This window comes from Flavobacterium sp. AK-301, from assembly GCF_058310215.1.
The window spans coordinates 397,357-416,380 of the sequence record NZ_JBZEES010000003.1 but is presented as its reverse complement, the minus strand read 5'-3'; the positions used below and the strand labels follow the sequence as shown (position 1 = coordinate 416,380).

At 31.1% G+C, this 19,024-nt stretch carries 14 protein-coding genes and 2 tRNA genes; 10 read left to right on the top strand and 6 right to left on the bottom strand.

The features are described 5' to 3' along the window. Positions 1 to 92: 92 nt before the first annotated feature. On the top strand, positions 93 to 923 hold the full coding sequence (locus tag AC4FQX_RS07720; protein WP_491167103.1) for a universal stress protein: 831 nt from the start codon (positions 93 to 95) through the stop codon (positions 921 to 923). A 55-nt stretch (positions 924 to 978) separates the two neighbouring features. Here the strand turns inward: AC4FQX_RS07720 and AC4FQX_RS07715 are convergent. Together AC4FQX_RS07715 and AC4FQX_RS07710 are read right to left on the bottom strand one after the other, a co-directional pair. Next, a tRNA-Gln gene (locus AC4FQX_RS07715) sits at positions 979 to 1,049 on the bottom strand. A gap of 104 nt (positions 1,050 to 1,153) precedes the next feature. Then, positions 1,154 to 1,224 (bottom strand) — tRNA-Gln (locus tag AC4FQX_RS07710). 153 nt (positions 1,225 to 1,377) lie between these two features. Between AC4FQX_RS07710 and AC4FQX_RS07705 the strand changes: the two genes are divergently transcribed. Together AC4FQX_RS07705 and AC4FQX_RS07700 are read left to right on the top strand one after the other, a co-directional pair. Beyond that, on the top strand, positions 1,378 to 4,578 hold the full coding sequence (locus tag AC4FQX_RS07705; RefSeq protein WP_491167102.1) for a glycosyltransferase family 117 protein: 3,201 nt from the start codon (positions 1,378 to 1,380) through the stop codon (positions 4,576 to 4,578). A gap of 69 nt (positions 4,579 to 4,647) precedes the next feature. Then, complete coding sequence (locus tag AC4FQX_RS07700) at positions 4,648 to 5,307, top strand: polysaccharide deacetylase family protein (protein ID WP_491167101.1); 660 nt, start codon at positions 4,648 to 4,650, stop codon at positions 5,305 to 5,307. Here the strand turns inward: AC4FQX_RS07700 and AC4FQX_RS07695 are convergent. Both AC4FQX_RS07695 and AC4FQX_RS07690 read right to left on the bottom strand, forming a co-directional pair. Then, a complete protein-coding gene (locus AC4FQX_RS07695) occupies positions 5,304 to 5,600 on the bottom strand; it encodes a thioredoxin family protein (RefSeq protein ID WP_491167100.1) in 297 nt (98 codons plus the stop codon). The genes AC4FQX_RS07700 and AC4FQX_RS07695 overlap by 4 nt on opposite strands. A gap of 75 nt (positions 5,601 to 5,675) precedes the next feature. Continuing rightward, complete coding sequence (locus AC4FQX_RS07690; protein WP_491167099.1) at positions 5,676 to 6,905, bottom strand: metallophosphoesterase; 1,230 nt, start codon at positions 6,903 to 6,905, stop codon at positions 5,676 to 5,678. Between the two features lie 215 nt (positions 6,906 to 7,120). Between AC4FQX_RS07690 and polA the strand changes: the two genes are divergently transcribed. After that, positions 7,121 to 9,946, top strand: a complete 2,826-nt coding sequence (gene polA / locus AC4FQX_RS07685) for a DNA polymerase I (protein ID WP_491167098.1) — start codon at positions 7,121 to 7,123, stop codon at positions 9,944 to 9,946. A 120-nt stretch (positions 9,947 to 10,066) separates the two neighbouring features. On the opposite strand, the gene AC4FQX_RS07680 is transcribed toward polA, so the two are convergent. Next, positions 10,067 to 11,089: a LacI family DNA-binding transcriptional regulator gene (locus AC4FQX_RS07680; protein ID WP_491167097.1), complete on the bottom strand. Its 1,023-nt coding sequence runs from the start codon at positions 11,087 to 11,089 to the stop codon at positions 10,067 to 10,069. A gap of 192 nt (positions 11,090 to 11,281) precedes the next feature. Next, entirely contained in the window at positions 11,282 to 12,604 is a 1,323-nt protein-coding gene (locus AC4FQX_RS07675) for a glycosyltransferase family 2 protein (RefSeq protein ID WP_491167096.1), read from the bottom strand. A 219-nt stretch (positions 12,605 to 12,823) separates the two neighbouring features. On the opposite strand from AC4FQX_RS07675, the gene AC4FQX_RS07670 reads away from it, so the two are divergent. From AC4FQX_RS07670 to rpsB, 6 genes are all read left to right on the top strand, one after another. Then, positions 12,824 to 14,365, top strand: coding sequence for a hypothetical protein (locus AC4FQX_RS07670; protein WP_491167095.1), 1,542 nt, complete (start codon positions 12,824 to 12,826; stop codon positions 14,363 to 14,365). Next, positions 14,362 to 15,393: an HlyD family secretion protein gene (locus AC4FQX_RS07665; protein WP_491167094.1), complete on the top strand. Its 1,032-nt coding sequence runs from the start codon at positions 14,362 to 14,364 to the stop codon at positions 15,391 to 15,393. The genes AC4FQX_RS07670 and AC4FQX_RS07665 overlap by 4 nt, the downstream gene beginning before the upstream one ends. Before the next feature lie 55 nt (positions 15,394 to 15,448). Beyond that, positions 15,449 to 16,825, top strand: a complete 1,377-nt coding sequence (locus AC4FQX_RS07660) for a TackOD1 domain-containing metal-binding protein (protein ID WP_491167093.1) — start codon at positions 15,449 to 15,451, stop codon at positions 16,823 to 16,825. Between the two features lie 355 nt (positions 16,826 to 17,180). After that, positions 17,181 to 17,636: a 50S ribosomal protein L13 gene (rplM, locus tag AC4FQX_RS07655; RefSeq protein WP_491167092.1), complete on the top strand. Its 456-nt coding sequence runs from the start codon at positions 17,181 to 17,183 to the stop codon at positions 17,634 to 17,636. After that, positions 17,636 to 18,022: a 30S ribosomal protein S9 gene (rpsI, locus tag AC4FQX_RS07650; protein ID WP_491167091.1), complete on the top strand. Its 387-nt coding sequence runs from the start codon at positions 17,636 to 17,638 to the stop codon at positions 18,020 to 18,022. The genes rplM and rpsI overlap by 1 nt, the downstream gene beginning before the upstream one ends. A gap of 169 nt (positions 18,023 to 18,191) precedes the next feature. Further along, positions 18,192 to 18,962: a 30S ribosomal protein S2 gene (gene rpsB / locus AC4FQX_RS07645; protein WP_491167090.1), complete on the top strand. Its 771-nt coding sequence runs from the start codon at positions 18,192 to 18,194 to the stop codon at positions 18,960 to 18,962. Positions 18,963 to 19,024: the final 62 nt, after the last annotated feature.

Below are 19,024 nucleotides of genomic sequence, written 5' to 3'. Positions count from 1 at the left end.
AGAAAATCATTATGTCGTGTTAAAATATATTCTTATCTTTATTTAGCAACGAATAAACTTTTTATCACACAATAACTTATAACCATAACCCCATGAAAAAAATACTAATCCCTACAGATTTTTCAAAACATGCTGAGTATGCTTTGGAAGTCGCCTCACAAATCGCAAAGAAAAATGAAAGCGAAATATTTTTACTACATATGCTGGAACTCCCTAATCAATTGAACGATGCAATTGATAAAGGAAATTCTATTCCTGAAGTTTTATTTTTCATGAAAAAAGCACATGAAAAATTTAATGAAATAAAAAACCAGGATTTTCTAAAAGGAATACCTGTTACTGAAGCTGTTCAGTTTCAGAGAGCTTTTGAAGGTATTATGGAATTCAGCAAGAAACAAGATATTGATCTTATTGTCATGGGATCTCAAGGCTCCAGCGGACTGGAAGAAATGTTTATCGGCTCAAACACTGAAAAGGTAATCAGAACATCTGAAATCCCTGTATTAGTAGTCAAAGATCATTATGATATTTCTTCTACTAAAAATATTGTATTAGCTTCTGATTTTTCAGAAAAGACAAAAAACTCTTTCAAAAAAGCAATTCATTTTGCCATGGTACTTGACGCTCATTTAAACCTATTACTGGTAAACACTCCAAATGAGTTTAAATCCACTTCTGAAGCAGAAAAGTTAATGAATAATTTTGTTAAAGACTTAAATTTACCTTCTGATCTTTATTCGTTACATTTCTATAATGATATCAATATAGAAATGGGCATATTAAATTTTGCTGATAAAATTAAAGCTGATCTAATTGCAATGGGTACACATGGAAGAAAGGGTCTGAATCATTTTTTTAACGGAAGTATAAGTGAGGATTTGGTCAATCACACACAAAAACCTGTTATTACTTTTAAGATATAACATCCTTAAAACTAAAGAAAAAAGTCCTTTCAGAGAATCTGAAAGGACTTTTTTGTTGGCCTACAAGGACTCGAACCTTGAAAGACTGCACCAAAAACAGTTGTGTTACCATTACACCATAGGCCAATAACTACATACAAATCTACAAATTTTTAATAATTTACAAAAGATTAAAAACCGGTATGTTCTTTTCCAAATAAAAAACCTCTCTGTTAAGAGAGGTTTTTCTGTTGGTCTACAAGGACTCGAACCTTGAAAGACTGCACCAAAAACAGTTGTGTTACCATTACACCATAGACCATCAGTACTTGAATGCGGGTGCAAATTTAGCACTTTTTTTTACCTATCCAAACTTTTACCAAAAAAAATATTAAAAATGGTCTTTTCTGTATTTCTTTGAACAAAAAGCTTTTTCTTTGTGAATCAAAACTTATAATAAACTTGATAAAAGAACATGGTGACTTTCAATTTTAATAAATGGAATACAATTTTAGGTTGGTTTACTTTTGCAGTTGCATTAATCACCTATACGCTTACAGTTGAACCTACATTAAGTTTCTGGGATTGTGGAGAATATATAGCAACGGCTGCCAAACTTGAAGTAGGACATCCACCTGGAGCTCCTTTATTTCAAATGGTAGGTGCTTTCTTTGCCATGTTTGCTACAGATGCTTCTAAAGTGGCTCTAATGGTTAATATGGTATCTGTTTTTTCAAGTGCTTTTACCATTTTATTTATGTTTTGGTCAATGACTATACTATTAAAGAAACTTATTTCTCAGTTTTCTGAAATCAATAATAGTAATGCAATAGTAATACTAGGGAGTGCATTTGTCGGCTCTCTTGCTTACACTTATTCTGATAGTTTCTGGTTTAATGCTCTTGAAGCGGAAGTATATGCTATGGCTTCTCTATTTATAGCTATTTTATTATGGCTGGGACTACGTTGGGAACAGGATATGGATACACCAAGAGGAAACAAATGGTTATTAGTGATCTCTCTGGTAATAGGCTTATCTTTCGGTGTTCATTTTATGGCACTACTTACTATTCCGGCTATCGGTTATTTATATTTCTTTAAACATTATAAAACGGTTACTGTAAAAAACTTTATTATTGCTAATTTGGTAGTTGTAGCAATTCTTTTATTTATTTTCTTATTACTGCTTCCTTTAACCATGTCTTTCTTTGGTAAAGCTGAAATATTTATGGTTAATAACTTTGGATTACCATTCAATTCAGGAACTATATTTGTTGCTTTGTTATTTATTGTTTTATTTTATTTTGGTTTAAAATACACAAAGAACAAAGGGTATGTGCAACTGAACACTTTGATTTTATGCATTATTTTCATATTTATCGGATTCTCTACATGGATGATGTTACCTATACGGTCTAATGCTAATGTGGTAATTAATGAAAATAGACCTTCTGATGCCAGTGAGGTTTTAGCATATTACAACAGAGAACAATATGGAAGTAATCCATTATTTTATGGTCCGCAGTTTTCAGATTCTTATGCAGGATTAGATCCTAACAATCCTTTTTCTGATGAAAAACCCAATTATGAAAGAAATTACAAAACAGGAAAATATGTTATTGTAAACAATTATAAAAACGCAAAACAAAATACGAGTGATGATCATAAAGCTTTCTTACCACGAATGTGGAGTTCTGATCATGCAGAAAATTATATGCGTTTTACGAATGTATTAAATTTCAGAATTAATCCGGAATATTCACATGAAAAACAACTGGTTGATATCGTTTCTCAATTTAGAGGAGCTTATGATTCAGGGCAACTGGATATTGCAGAATATAATAATTTCTTAAAAACATATGGCGACTATCTGATTATTGATAAACCAACTTTCAGTGATAATATGAAATTCATGGTGGAATATCAGTTTGGCTATATGTACTGGAGATACTTAATGTGGAATTTTACCGGTCGTCAGAATGATATTCAGGGTAAATATGATAATAATGGTAACTGGTTAAGCGGAATTAAATTTTTTGATGAAATCCGATTAGGTTCTCAGGATAACCTGAGTTCAGATATGTTAAACAATAAAGGAAGAAACACTTATTATTTCTTACCCTTTATACTGGGCATAATTGGTTTATTTTATCATGCTAAAAAAGATTTGAAAAGTTTTTATGTACTATTAGCTTTGTTCTTATTTACAGGAATTGCTTTAAAGATATACCTCAACGAAAGACCTTTTGAGCCTCGTGAAAGGGATTATGCTCTGGTTGGTTCTTTCTATGTTTTTGCTATGTGGATCGGTTTTGGAGTATATGCCATTTATGACGGACTAAAAAAATACATTCAACCAAAAATAGCCGGACCTGCTGTAATTACTATCTGCCTTCTTGCCACTCCTGTATTAATGGGTGCAAAAAACTGGAATGATCATGATCGTTCAGGAAGATATACTGCTATTGCCATGGCTAAGGCTTATCTTGATTCCTGTGATAAAAATGCCATTTTATACACTATCGGAGATAATGATACTTTCCCGTTATGGTATGCTCAGGAAATAGAGAATTACAGAACTGATGTTCGAATTGTAAATACACAACTCTTCATGACAGATTGGTACATTGATCAGATGAAGAGTAAAGCATATGAGTCTGAACCTTTACCTATTTCATTTACACACGATCAATATGTACAAGGAACGAGAGATTATATGCTGTACCAACAAAAAACGGAAAATCGATGGGATATTAAAGATTTCATTCGTTTTCTGGCAAGTGAAGATCCTCAGACTATTGTTGAAATGAGAAACGGACAGAAAATTCATTTTTATCCAACAAATAAAATTCGAATTCCTATTGACAAGGATGCGGTAATCAAGAATAAAGTAGTAAACACAAAATACTATGATTCTATTGTTCCTTTTATTGATGTAGATATTAAGGGAGGGGCTTTATACAAAAACAGACTAATGATGCTTGATATCATTGCAAATAATAACTGGGAAAGACCTATTCAGTTTACAGGAGGAAGTTTTGGTGATGATGATTATATCTGGATGAAAGATTATCTTCAGCTACAGGGAATGACTTATAAATTAGTTCCTGTAAAAACTCCGATACCTAAAAACGGAAGCCCTCTTGATATGGGAGATATTGATACTGATAAAATGTATGATATTGTAATGAAATGGGATTGGGGTAATAGCGAAAGTCCAAAAGTTTATCATGACCCTGAAACCAGAAAAAACAGTATCTCATACCGAACTAACCTTGCCAGATTAATGGAAAGATTAATTAATGAGGGTAAAAAAGAGAAAGCTAAAACAATAATTGATCTGGCTATGACAAAAATGCCTATTGATTACTTCGACTATTATACTTTGGTAGAACCTTTTGCTGGTGGTTATTATGAGATTGGTGAAAAAGAAAAAGCAAGAAACGTCTTATCTAAACTGATTACTAAATATCAGGAAGACCTAACCTATTACAGTAGCTTAAAATCATCGGAGCAAAACACTTATTATATGGAAATTGCTACTGATATTGAGAGATACAGAAGTCTTCTGTTAGCTATGAAAGACAGAGGAGATGAAGAGTTTTATAACAAAAACAAACCTATCTTCAATAACTATAATAAAATGTTTGAGCGTTTCGGACGTAAAAATGAATAACACTTAATATACACAGGAGCCAATTTAAATCTGAATTTAAATTGGCTCTTTTTTTAGATACGACAAGCTATGAATTTCTATTGGATTAAAACAAACTTATTTATCAAGAAACTATTTTCTAAATATGTTTGGGATATACCTAATGATGAAAAAACAATATACCTGACTTTTGATGATGGTCCTACTTCTGAAATTACGGAATGGATTTTATCAACACTCAAAAGCTACAATGCTAAAGCTACTTTTTTCTGCATTGGAAAAAACATCCACAATAACCCCGTTCTTTTTTCGAAACTATTAGAGGATGGGCATTCGATAGGTAATCATACTTTTAATCATTTAAAAGGATGGAAAACAACTACCAATCAATATTTGGATGACATATATCAAACTGAAAAACTAATAGAGGAACAATTTCTTATTTATAATAAAACACCTAAGTTCTATCAAAAATTATTCCGCCCTCCTTATGGCAAAATAAAACTTTCTCAATCTAAAAAATTAAGAAGATCAGGATATAAAATTATTATGTGGGATGTACTGAGCGCTGACTATGATAAGAATATCAGTCCAGAAAAATGTTTAACAAATGTTATTGATAATGTCAAACCAGGAAGTATTATCATATTTCATGACAGTATTAAGGCTTCTAAAAATATGCAGTTTGCTTTACCAAGAACTTTAAAATTTCTTAGCAAGAAAGGATTCCAATTTGGGATTATTGATTAACAGTTATCTTTAACGATACTGATAATCGAATTTGCATCTAACTCTCCGGATTGTCTCCATATCATCTGTCCATCTTTATAAATCATTAAAGTAGGAACATTTTTAATTCTGAGTGCGTCTGCCAGTTCCTGATTTTTATCTACGTCTATTTTAATCACTTTTGCCTTATCACCTAAGGCTGCTGCGACATCTCTAATGACAAGATGCATGGATACTGACGACTCATTCCACTCTGTAAAAAAATCAATCAATACAGGGATTTTTCCGTTGATAAGTTCTCCAAATTTTGACATAGTAGAAATTTTATTGACTTTAAAGCCTGATTACTTTTTCAAATGTTATATTACAAATTTAGCATATTTAACGAATTACACTACATTTTTCTCTTTTTTTAGTTCTAATACTGTTATTTCAGGCCAAATTCCGACTCTTCCCGGATAAGCATGAAAACCAAATCCTCTGTTTACATATAAATATCTGCCTAATTCTTTGTATAATCCTGCCCAGTGTTTGTATACATACTGAATGGGACTCCACTTAAAAATACCGGGGATTTCAACTCCAAATTGTAATCCGTGTGTGTGTCCGCTTAATGTTAACTGAATGTTTTTAGGATGATTCTTTACTTCATGTTCCCAATGAGACGGATCATGACTCATTAAAATTTTAAAATCAGATTTATCTAAACCATTCACTGCTTTATTCAGATCTCCTGCTTTTTTAAAATTATGACCCCAATTTTCTACTCCTACTAATGCCATTGAATCTCCTCCTTTATGTATAAAGATATGTTCATTTAATAATAATTTAAAATCTATCTGACGATGCAGATCTTTAATTTCTTCAAAATTATTCTGTTTTTCTCTTTCTGAAGGCCAGGTAATATATTCTCCGTAATCATGATTTCCTAATACAGAATATTTCCCGTATTCTGGTTTTCTAATTTTTTTAAATGTTTTAATCCATGGTATCATTTCGGAAGCTCGTGTATTGACAATATCACCTGTAAAAAGGATTATATCTGATTCCTGATCGTTAATCAGATCAATTGCGTATTCAATCTTTTCCGGATCATCGAAACTTCCGCTATGAATATCTGATATCTGTGTAATTTTAAAACCGTCAAATGTATCTGGTAAATCTTTAAAGAATATAGTCTGCTTTATAACTTTAAAATTATATTTCCCTACAAAAATACCATATAATACAGATGTGAAAGGAATAGCTGCTAGTGCTAAAGCTATTTGGCTTATAAATTTTCTTCTTTCAGGAAGAACAGATTCTGTTGTGTTTTTACTAAATAAATAATGAGCTGATCCTATGAATACTCTGTAAATATCTTCTCCAAACAAAATCAAAGTCAGCATTATCTTAGGCGCTAAAGTAACAAAAAGTAAACCCATTGTAAATAGCGTTTTTTGGGTCTGTCCTAAAGTTCTGTCAAATTGTGTAAAGGAATAAACGATATAAAAGATGATTAATAAGCTTATAATTTCATAACAATATAAAACCCAATTTCCTTTAAGTACTGTCTTAAATGCCTGAAAAGCATAAATTTCAACAATAAGCAATAAACAACAAATAAAAATCCAACGCATATTAATTTTTAATAAAATTCTATAACAAAGAAACGAAGAAAGAAATACTAAATCATTCTTATTTAAAGAACTTTAACGATTTAAAGTTACTTTGTTTAAAGTTTAAAGTTGGATGAAAACGTTAAACCTTAAACTTTAAATCCGGAACTTTAATATCTTTCTTTTTTCTTCTTATTTAAGTTTGTAATTTTGAAAGCTATATAAAAACAATTATCATGTCACAACAGAAACGTCTTTTCCTTCTTGATGCTTACGCTCTTATTTTTCGCGGTTATTATGCTTTTATCAAGAACCCAAGAATCAATTCAAAAGGAATGGATACATCAGCAATAATGGGATTCATGAATTCTTTACTGGATGTTATCCGAAGAGAGAAACCGGATCATCTAGCTGTTGCTTTTGATAAAGGAGGAAGTGTTGTGAGAAGTGAAATGTTCCCTGCTTATAAAGCAAATCGTGATGCTACGCCGGAAGCAATCAGTATTGCTGTTCCTTATATTCAGGAACTTTTGAGAGCAATGCATATTCCGGTGATTGAAATGCCGGGTTGCGAGGCTGACGACTTAATAGGAACTCTTTCTAAACAAGCTGAAAAAGAAGGTTATCAGGTTTTTATGGTAACTCCTGATAAAGACTTTGCTCAACTGGTTTCTGAAAATATCTTCATGTATAAACCGGCCCGAATGGGCAATGGAATTGAAATATGGGGTGTTCCGGAAGTTCTGGCTAAATTTGAGATTGAACGACCTGAACAGGTAATTGATTTTCTGGGAATGATGGGTGATGCTGTAGATAATATTCCGGGACTTCCCGGAGTTGGGGATAAAACGGCTAAAAAACTATTAAAGGAATATGGCAGTATGGAAAACCTTTTGGCGAATACTCATGAACTGAAAGGGAAAATGAAAGAAAATATTGAAGCAAATGCTGAAAAAGGAATTCTTTCAAAGAAACTGGCTACTATTTTACTGGATTGTGATGTAACGTTTAATGAAAAAGATTATGAACTTTCCAGACCGGATATAGAAAAAGTGGATGCTATCTTCCAGGAGCTGGAATTCCGAAGAATGGCTGAACAATTTGATAATCTGTTCAAAACTTCTGATGAACTGGCTTCTCAAAACCCTGTCACAACAAAAACAGCAAAAAAGAATGAGGAACAGTTTTCTCTTTTTGGTAATGATATTACAGTTGGCTCTTCAGAAGAAACACATACCAGTTTTTATAAAACTTTAGATAATACAGAACATTTTTATCAGATTATTCAGGGAGATTTTGCAATCAAACTACTTCTGGATAACATGCTAAAACAGGAAAGTGTCTGTTTTGATACTGAAACAACAGGTCTGAACGCTTTACACGCCGAACTGGTCGGGATTGCTTTTAGTTGGGAAAAAGGGAAAGGATTTTATATCCCCTTTCCTGAAAACCAGAAGGAAGCTCAACTATTAATTGAAAAATTTATTCCGTTTTTTGAATCTGAATCTATTGAGAAAATCGGTCAGAATCTGAAATACGATCTGAAAATATTATCTAATTATAATATTCAGGTTAAAGGAAAACTATTTGACACCATGATTGCTCATTATCTGATAAATCCTGATATGCGTCACGGAATGGATATTCTTGCGGAAACTTATTTGCAATATTCTCCTAAACCTATTGAAACTCTTATTGGTAAAAAAGGGAAAAATCAAAAATCAATGCGTGATATTTCTTTGGAAGACATAAAAGAATATGCTGCTGAGGATGCTGATATTACGTTTCAGTTAAAAGAATTTTTTAGTACTGAATTAGATAATACGGGTACTAAAAAATTATTTGATGAAATTGAAATCCCATTGGTTTCTGTATTAGCAGATATGGAAACTGAGGGTATTCGTTTAGATGTTGACTTCCTTAAATCTCTTTCCCAAGCTCTGGATAACGATATCAAATCACTGGAACAGAAAATATATGAGACTGCGGGGGAAAGTTTCAATTTAGCTTCTCCAAAACAATTAGGTGATATTCTCTTTGATAAATTAAAAATCGGAGGAAATAAACAGAAAAAAACAAAAACAGGGCAATATGCAACGGGGGAAGAAGTTCTTTCTTATTTAGCAACGGAACATCAGATTGTAAGTGATATTCTGGACTGGCGTTCTTTAATCAAATTACAAAATACTTATGTAGATGCTCTGCCTACTCAGGTAGATCCTAAAACAAAAAGGGTTCACACTGACTATATGCAGACTGTTGCTGCTACCGGTCGTTTAAGTTCTAATAACCCTAACTTACAGAATATTCCTATTCGTACGGAAAGAGGAAGACAAATCAGAAAAGCTTTTGTCGCAAGGGATGAAAACTATACTCTTGTTTCAGCAGATTACTCTCAGATTGAGTTACGTGTTATTGCTGCTCTAAGTGGTGATCCGGAAATGATTGCTTCTTTCCAGAAAGGAGAGGATATTCACGCTTCTACTGCGGCTAAGGTATTCAATATTCCTCTGAACGAGGTAACTAGAGAACAGAGAAGCCATGCTAAAACGGTTAACTTCGGAATTATTTATGGTGTATCTGCTTTTGGATTAAGTAATCAGACATCTCTTTCCAGATCGGAATCAAAAGAACTGATTGATGCTTATTATAAAACTTATCCAAGATTAAAGGAATATATTCAGGAACAGATCGAATCTGCAAGGGAACATGGATATGTACAGACAATCCTGGGCAGAAGACGCTATTTAAAGGATATCAATTCTCAGAACGCTGTAGTTCGTGGGGCTGCTGAAAGGAATGCTGTTAATGCTCCTATTCAGGGAAGTGCGGCTGATATTATTAAAATAGCAATGATTAATATTCATAATCGTTTGCTTAATGAAAATCTAAAAAGTAAAATGTTACTTCAGGTGCATGATGAGCTTGTATTTGACATTTATAACATTGAATTAGAGTACATTAAACCAATGATAAAAGAAGAAATGGAAAATGCTTTTAAACTGGATGTTCCTTTAATCGTAGATTTAGGACAAGGTGAAAACTGGTTGGTTGCTCATTAAATGATTATTCGATAATTGGATGGCTCGATGGCTCATTTAGAGTCTTTGTAAAGTTTTCAACTTCACAAAGACTCTCTTCGAATAGTCTAAAAATCAAACAATCGAACAATCTAAAAAAAATTATATTTTTCTTGTAGAGTCTCTTTTTCTTAATTCTGTTTTTATAACAGTAGTGCTGTAAGTATATTCTTCTTCTTTGTTTTCTAGTTTTTCAATTAATTTTTCAACTGCTGCTTTTCCTATTTTAATCCCATGTTGACTGACTGTAGACAAAGAAGGCGTCATTCTGCGGGACCACAAACCGTCTGCTACTCCAATCATACTTAATTCTTCCGGAATTTTAATTCCTCTTTTAATTGCTGTTTTCATTGCATGTACGGAGGCATGCTCGTCGATTGCATAAATACCGTCTATCGAGTGATTATTAAACAATTCAATAATACGTTTGTCGAAATCTTCTTCTGAATCTGTTGTAAGGATCAGATCGGTATTTACTTTTAATTTGTTGATTTCAAAAGCTTTCAGATATCCTTTATACCTTAGTTTTCCAACACTTAAATTATCAATGGTAGATAACAGAGCTATATTTTTACATTTCAGATCTATTAAATATTGTGTTGCATGAACAGCGGAATCAAAATCATCTACGATTACTTTATCACAGTTAACTTCTTCTGAGATTCTGTCAAACATTACAATGGGAACACCTCCTTTTATAATGTCTTCAAAATGTTTGAACTCTTGTTTTTTTTGTGTCTCTTCGGCAATGGAAAGAATAAATCCGTCTATAGTACCATTGCTTAACATATCTAATGTATACACTTCTTTTTCGTATGACTCATTTGATATACAAGTAATTACATTGTATCCTTTTTCATTTGCTGCTTTTTCAATTCCACTAAACACTTTTGCAAAAAATGAATTTAAAATATTTGGAATAATAACGCCTATTGTTTTAGTACGCCTATTTTTAAGGTTTATAGCCATGTTATTTGGCTTATAGTGCTTCAGTTTTGCAAACTCCTGAATTTTTTTCTTTGTTGGCTCACTAATTTCCGGACTATTACTTAAAGCTTTGGATACTGTGGATATTGAAACGTTTAATTCCTTTGCTATTTGTTTTAAAGTAGCTCTAGCTTTCATGGTACCTAAAATTTATATTCTTGTAATGATTACGTAAAGTAATGAAAAATATAAACGCAAAAGAATTTTGACTACTCTTACATTTATAAATTAACAAAATTACATCTCTTTTTTCCGAAAAACTATTTGATTAATACTCAACACAATAATCTTCTATGTTGTTCTCTTTTTTTTATCTTAAATCAAAAATGATTATAACCCATGTCTTTTAGCCTGAATGGAGGATTTATACGGATTCCAGGGATCATTGAACGATTGTTTAAAAAAGAATTCTTTATAATAGGCTATTGATCGCACGATTCTAAGATAAACTCCGGTATATAGTAACATTAAAGGAATGTAACGCCAGAGATAGAGCTCTTCTTTTCTACGCTCTGAAAAAATATAAACGGGTATCATTTGCACAAAACTCATTACAAAGTATAGTGTAAAATTCATCTTTATAATAAACTCTAATGAACTGTTGTAATTAATAATCATATCAAGTACATATATCAACCATATTGCATCAAGTACCACGTTGTAAAATACATTCTCGGCTAAAGCAAAAAAGGTACTCCATCTAAAATTTGCATTTGGAAAATAAACGTCTTTGTGTTTTCGTACACGAAATCGAATAATTGATTTATCCCATCTTAATCTTTGTTTGGTAAGTATTTTAAAATTAGCGGGTACACTTGTTAAACAAATTGCATTTTCTGCAAAAACAACTTTATATCCTGATTTTCGGATCTTTACTGTTATATCTCCGTCTAAACCAGGACCTACATCCCAACCTCCGATGTTTTCTATAACTTCTTTTTTAAATGCTCCGAAAGCACCTGAAATAATCTTATATATTCCCAAATAGGATGTAATGATACGCCCTACTGATATTGTTTTGAGATATTCTATGGCTTGTAGCTTTGCACACAAACTAGTCTTATAGTTTCTTACTTTTACGTTACCTCCAACTGCAGCTATTGAATCGTCTGTATAAAAAGGTATTAAGATCTTTTCTATCGCTGATCTGTCAAAAGAACAATCTGCATCTAAGTGTATAACATATTTTCCTTTACTGAAACATAAAGCAATATTCGCTGCTGATGCTTTTCCTCCCCTCATGTCATTTCGAATGAAACGACTGATCAAACCTAATTTTTCCAGATTCTTACCAATTATAGGGGTGTCATCGTCTGAACCATCGTCTACTATAATAGTCTCAAAGTTTTTAAATGTTTGTTCTTTTAATGACTTTGTCAGTTTATACAAATGTTTTCCTTCATTTTTACCAGGAATAATAATGGATACAAATGGGTTTTCATTTTTTAATTTTTGTCTTGCTGTTTCAAAAATAATTTTCCTCTTCTTATTATTTATCTTGTATATGAAAGCTACTATATAATCAATTAAAATATACCGTGTAAATTCAAAATAAATAAAATACCAAAAGACCTGAATGAATTTATCATAACCTACTATACTCCAATACTTCATATATTCCGGGAAAATAGTATACAAATTTGAATACACCATAACTATTTATTTTTTACTTACAATAGCAAATATTCAATCCCACATAAACGATCATAACTTGTAGTCTGTAAATTTAACTTAAATTAATCAAATATTATATATATAAATATAATTTATTAAAATATATTTAATAAAATAGAGAAATTTTAACTACATTTGAAGAGAGCCAGAATGTCACATCAAAGTATAAAGAATTGTATTTTAAATCCCCTATTAAATATGACTATTTTTAACTCTTGTTTTCTATTCTTGTTTTCCAGTCTCTATACTCTACAAGCTCAGGAGCAAGGATTTAGTGATTTAATAAAACAAACGGAATTTCTAATAGAAAAGACTTCACCTAAACTAAATTTCCCTAAAAATCAACCTAATTATCCATTAAAGAATTTAATTTCAATTACAGATTCAGATATTATTACAGATCCGGCAATAGATATAAAGAAATGGGAAATTAAAAGATATAAAAATGATCTTGGACTAGAATTAAAGGTAAGGGGGATGTATCTTTTTGGGACAGCTTTCAACAATGACCTTGAAGACACTCAAATATCCCGATTAGACACTGAACTAGAATGGCGGCTCTTAAATAGTGGCTTTTTATATAATAAAAACAAAGTCAAACAAATAGAAAACGAAAAAACAGCTCTTCAAATAGAAAAGATCAGATACGATAAGGAATCCTGGATAAAACAATTTAGATTAAGTTATAATTTCAGTATAAACCAAGAGTTGCTAACTCTTTTTATAGAGAAAAAAATATTTCTTGAAAAATATTTTGATTTACTAAATCTCTTGTACTTCAAAAAGGTAATCAACCGAAATCTTATTATCGAAACAGGAAATGCACTTACTATTGTTACAACTGAAATTAATAATCTGAAAGCATTTAACATTCAAACTAAAGATAGTGTGACTCAGTCTTTTCCTGAAAAGGAACTTCCTCTTGTTGAAATTATAATTGATAGCTTACATCCAACTTATAATCAAAATGAAAGAGAAAAAATTTTAAAGAACAATATTGAATTAGAAAATAAATTTGAAAATAAAGCTGAATTATCCTTTTACATTAATTATAATATTCGGCAATCATCACAACACAACATAGCAGATTATACTATTGCAGGATTTCGATTTAAGCTTCCTTTAAGGAATGACTATAAAAAAGAAATCCTACAAACTAAAACATCTATCCTGAAAAATCAGTTTCAAAAGGAATATCTTATTGATCAAAATGATATACTGACCAATATCAGCCAATATCGTGAAAAAATACGGGACATAAATACGCAGTACAAAATATGGCAATTATTAACGGAACAGGAAAGAGTAATTAATATCTTAAAACAGGAATTCAATAACAATAACTCCGGATTGACTCTTTTAAATATTTTAAAACAAAAGTTTGAAGTACTTGAAAACATCTTACAAATAAAAAAAGAACTATATCATATTTTATCGACATTATATACATTGAACAGCAACGAAACCATTCTTTTTGCAAAACCATTAGTTCTGGAAAACACAACGGGAAAAATAAATGTTATTATCCAAAAACAAAGTAAATTCCCTATTGAATTACAAATTAACTTTCTAAAGGCTAAAGGAATAAAACACATTATTACAGAGAATAAAAACGAAGATTTTATTAAGAAATTAAAAGAGAATGAATTTATATTTATTCAGAATGAAACCAATATATTTTCAAAAGAGCTTGATAAATGGATAGAAGAGGAATTAGATGAACTAAAAAAATATAAATGAAAAAATTCTCATTTCAAAAAAAAGAAGCAATCATCAGAACATTAAAAGAGCCTGTATTCAAAAAGAGAAAAATAAATACAGACAGGGTTATATATTTTATATTTGCTTTGATTATAGTTTATTTTTTAGGACGCTTTGTGTTTTTAAAGATTGCTGTTATTGAAGGAAATGGACAGATTTTTATGGATAAAATAGATGTCAATTTTACACACGACATTCGAATCATAAAACTCTATATTCAAGAAGGAGATTCTGTACATAAAAACAAATTAATTTTTGATTATAAACAAAATGATTTTGACGATCAGGCTACTGTCTATCTGAGAAACAGTAACAAAAAAGAAAAGTTTAGAACTTCTTTGCAAAGTCTGGAAAAAGAAATTTCCTTTTGTAATATAGAATTAAAAGGACTTAGATCTAAGTTAGAACTAACTAAATTAAAAGAAGAAAATATATTGAATTTAGTTCTACTGGATATCCATCCAAAAGCACAACTGGATGAGATTACCAATCAAAGGATTAACTTAGAAACCAATATTCAACTAAAACAAGACGAAATTCTTTACCTGAACCAACAGAAAGAGCAACTACAATTTAATAATTCTTCAGAAGAAAATGATACTATCCAAAATAACGACTTCTACAGTGGTTATTTCTCACCCATAAACGGAGTAATCGGTCAAATTCTTAAAGGTGATGGAGAAGTATCCTATAAAACAGAAAATGTTTTAACCATTCATAATCCTGAAAAAGTACATATAAAAGCTTATTTTCATCTTACACAATCAAATGGCATAAAAGAAGGTGAAACAGTAACTATAGAGTTTCCTGATCGATCTAAATCGAAAGGAATCATTTATAAATTATACATATCAACTTATGAATCTCCTAAAGAATTTCAGAAAACATACGAGCCTCTGGAACGAAATATATTAGCCCTGATTATGCCTTCTAAAAAAGAAGATATAACAAAATGGGGGAGATTTTATAAAATGAATGTCAAGATAAAAATATATAAAACAGGCTAAAATCATTTAAATCAGAACTATTTTCATATCTAAAACTAATTTAAATCCTTTCAAAATGGAAAATACATCAAAAAATGAAAGTGATTCACAAGAGATCAATTATAATGATCATTCTCTATTTCGAATACAACAGATCTCAGACTTAACAGAGCAATCCCTTAAAAAATATGATGGCTTTATTATTGATACTGCTGTAAAAAGTGAAGCTGTAAAAATAGTTCTTTTTATAAGAAAACAAGAATGTATTACAATTAGCTTAAAACCGATACTCCTCCTCCAACACTTAAAGTATCCTGGAAAAATCATAGTGCATTGTGATAATTATTTAGATATGTCACAAATTTCGGTCACTTTAAAAAAAGTAGCCAGTATAAACAACCGATTAAAAACAATATTTAAAAGACAGGATCATACTACTGAAAAAGGAATAATATATAAAATATTAGCTTACTTATATACACGAAATGAAACCCTAACTCCTGTTTTATCACGAAAAAATCATATTGGGTATACTTATCCTTACATCAGCTTATTATATAATAACAAAGAAGGTATAGAACTTTTGAGAATACTAAATAAGATCGTTCAAAACGGCTATTTAGATATAAAAATTAAAGATCATATACATCTTTGTAAAAACTGTAAAGGTAATTTTCTCAACTTCAAAGAAGTGTGCCCAAAATGTAACACAAGTAACATAAAACCTCAGGATTTGATTCATCATTTTGTATGTGCTCATGTTGCTCCTGAAAATAATTTCAAAAAACTAGACCTTCTGGAATGCCCAAAATGCAATAAAACATTAAGACACATTGGAGTTGACTATGATAAACCTTCTACTGTGTACTCCTGCGGAGAATGTTATCACACATTTCAGAATTCAGAAATGATCGCTGTCTGTCTGGATTGTGAATATGAAAACGATCTGTTTGATCTGTTAAAAAAAACAATAGGAGAATATACCATTACACAAAGAGGTAAGGAATTCCTATCCAGTTCGGGCAAAATAAATAAAAGCTTACAGACCATTGGAGCTTTTAACAATATAGATATGTATTTGTTTAGCATAATTGTAAACCAGGAACTACAAAGGATAAAAATAAAAGGAATACAAAGTCATATGGCTATAATTACTTTTAAAAATAACTCAAAACTGGATTCTTTTAATCTTTCTTTTAAAGAACAACTTCAAGGAGAAATCTGCCAAATAATAAATTCTTATCTGCTATCCAGTGATATAATAACAACACCTCATTATAATGAATACTATATTTTGCTTCCCGATACAAAAAACAATGAATTAAACCGACTAGAAATAATCCGCTATAACCTTGTTAAACTATTATCTGATAATATTAAGGATCAAACCATTACTATAGATTTAAAAATTCATGACTTAAAAACAGAAGAAGAATTGCCTTATCTAAATTAATATACTTTAAACACTAATTCATTTATATGTAATTATAATTTAATTTATCATTAAATGATTTAATTCTTATAATATATAAAAGACTATTTTCGGGATAAACTTTTTTATTAAATTTAAAACGGTTTATTAACCAGTATACAATTATTGCTTTTCTATTCCTTCATTTTCTTAAATTTGGCTCTTTTTGAAAAAGAATCAGAAATGATTATCTTTTAATCTGAAACAGATCATAAAGATTTTTCACTGATAATCAACACTTAAAATATTCTTTTATGTGTGTTTGTAATTAAAATAATTAATTGTACTTTTGCAACCCCTTTATTGGGGATGGAATGTTTAATTAAAATAAATAATTGTGAACACATTAAGCTACAAGACAATTTCAGCTAATAAAGCCACTGTACAAAAAGAGTGGATTATTGTAGATGCTGAAGGTCATAACTTAGGTCGTTTTGCTTCAAAAGTAGCAATGCTATTAAGAGGTAAATACAAACCAAGTTATACACCGCACGTGGACTGTGGAGATAACGTAATTGTTATTAACGCAGAAAAAATCAATCTAACTGGTAACAAACTAGATGACAAACAGTACATTCGTCATACCGGTTACCCAGGTGGTCAAAGAGTTTTAACTGCAAAAGTGTTACAGGCAAAAAACCCTGCACTTTTAGTAGAAAAAGCTATCAAAGGAATGTTACCTAAAAATAAATTAGGTGCTGAACTATTCCGTAATTTAAATGTAAATGTAGGTACTGGGCACAAACATGAGGCTCAAAAACCTAAAACCGTTAATTTAAACGATCTTAAGTAATGGGAGTTATTCACAAAATCGGTAGAAGAAAAACCGCTGTTGCTCGTGTATACGTTTCAGAAGGAACAGGAGTTATCACAGTAAACAAAAAAGAATTAGCAACTTACTTCCCTACAGCAACTTTACAGTATAAAGTAATGCAGCCACTTTCTCTTACAGAAAACGCTACTAACTTTGACGTAAAAGTAAATGTATATGGTGGTGGTGTAACTGGACAAGCTGAGGCTGTAAGAATGGCTATTGCACGCGCAATGTGTGAAGTAGAAATTGAAAACAGATCTATCTTGAAACCAGAAGGTTTATTAACAAGAGACCCTAGAATGGTTGAGCGTAAGAAATTCGGTCAGAAGAAAGCGCGTAAGAAATTCCAATTCTCTAAACGTTAATACTTACCTTGTTTTATTTGAACAAGATACAGTTCATTTATTAATTGAATTTAAAAAAATTAGTTGTTGTTGACCCTCGAAGGGAATTAGTTTAGCATCTAAATGGTTAAGGCCGAAAATTTCGCCACTTAAACATTGCTAGTCAACGGAACGTAAACTATTACAAAAAATGGCAAACAAAATAGAAGTAAAAGACTTACTAGAAGCAGGTGTTCACTTTGGACACATGACTAGAAAATGGGACCCAAACATGGCTCCTTACATCTATATGGAGCGTAATGGAATTCACATTATCAATCTATATAAAACTGCAGCAAAAATTGAAGAAGCTAATGAAGCTCTTAAAAAAATCGCTGCATCAGGTAGAAAAATACTTTTCGTAGCTACCAAAAAACAAGCAAAAGATATCGTAGCTGAAAAAGCTGCAGCTGCTAACATGCCTTATATCACTGAAAGATGGCCGGGTGGTATGCTGACTAACTTCGTAACTATCAGAAAAGCTGTTAAAAAAATGGCTTCTATTGACAGAATGAAAAAAGACGGTACTTTTAATACACTTTCTAAAAAAGAACGTTTACAGGTAGATCGTTTACGTGCAAAACTTGAGAAAAACTTAGGTTCTATCGCGGACATGACCAGATTACCGGCAGCGTTGTTTGTAGTTGATATTAAATCTGAACACATAGCAATAAAAGAAGCTCAAAAATTAAACATTCCAGTTTTTGCAATGGTTGATACAAACTCTGACCCAAGAGAGGTTGATTTTGTTATTCCATCAAATGATGATGCTTCTAAATCTATTGATAAAGTTTTATCTTTAGTAACTTCTGCTGTAATTGAAGGTCTTTCTGAGAGAAATGCTGAGAAAGATACACAACCGACTCCAGCTCCGACTGAAGCAACTGTTGCTCCTGAGACTACCGCTTCTACTGAAGAATAAGAATTATTTATAATAAAGTCGTTATGTTGATGGAGAACTGCTTTTGTAGTTATTAATCAACA